Origin of the sequence: Alkalilimnicola ehrlichii, from assembly GCF_003399765.1 — a bacterium.
Taxonomy (GTDB): Bacteria; Pseudomonadota; Gammaproteobacteria; order Nitrococcales; family AK92; genus AK92.
This window is the reverse complement of sequence record NZ_NFZV01000089.1, coordinates 1-887: the sequence shown is the minus strand read 5'-3', so window position 1 is coordinate 887 and position 887 is coordinate 1. Positions and strand designations below refer to the sequence as shown.

The window sequence follows — 887 nt, the reverse complement described above, 5'->3', positions numbered from 1 at the left end:
CGGGCCAATGCCGAAGACGGCTGTACCGGTCGGTTCTGGGAAGGCCGTTTTAAGAGCCAGGCCTTACTGGATGAAGCCGCCTTACTGACCTGCATGGCCTACGTCGACCTCAACCCCGTCCGCGCGAAGCGGGCCAACACGCCGGAAGACTCCGCCTACACCTCGGTATGGGCCCGTATTCAAACCCTCCAAAGGGACACTGATTCGGCTTCCGCGTCCCCAGTGCCCGGGATCACCGTCCCGCTGCTACCCTTCACCGAAGCTGAGCACTTAACCAGTCCCGATCACTTGCCGTTCGCCTTGCTTGATTACCTGCAACTGGTCGACTGGAGCGGGCGGGCGCTCCGTCCCGACAAGCGCGGGGCGATTGCCGAGACACAACCGCCCATCCTCCAACGCCTCGGGCTCAACGCCGAGGAATATGTAGAGACCTTACGCCGCCAGCGTTTCGGGCGGGCCATCGGCACCCCTGAGGCCCTGCAACAACTGGCTCGGCACCTCCAGCAAACCTACATCCGGGGCATCGGCCTCGCCCGCCGCCTGTTCGCGCCGCTCGTCACGACGTAAGCATTCCCCGCGATTCGAACACCCGAGGGCCGATGGGTCAGGCCGACGGCTGCGCGGCAGACGGTAAAAACGGCACAGACCGCCGCATCTTTGCACCATCACCACCGATTGTTCGAAGCGGCAGCCGACCGGCGCGTTACCGTGCAGGGGGCTACCTTGGGTGGATGTCCTCGGGCTCTAGTGATTCGCGCCAACAATCGTGGGATGGCTGTCCCCGAACGCCCCCGAACGCCATTAGCACGTCGGCTCCAACCCGTTGTTGGGCTCGAAATTAGAAGTCACGCTAACTGCCGTGAAAACGCTGTATTGTTTGATGCCGG

1 protein-coding gene is annotated in these 887 nt (G+C 63.1%); it reads left to right on the top strand.

The annotated features are described in order from the left end of the window. A partial coding sequence (locus CAI21_RS23540; RefSeq protein ID WP_472973982.1) for a transposase occupies nucleotides 1-567 on the top strand: 567 nt, incomplete at its 5' end. Nucleotides 568-887 lie beyond the last annotated feature (320 nt).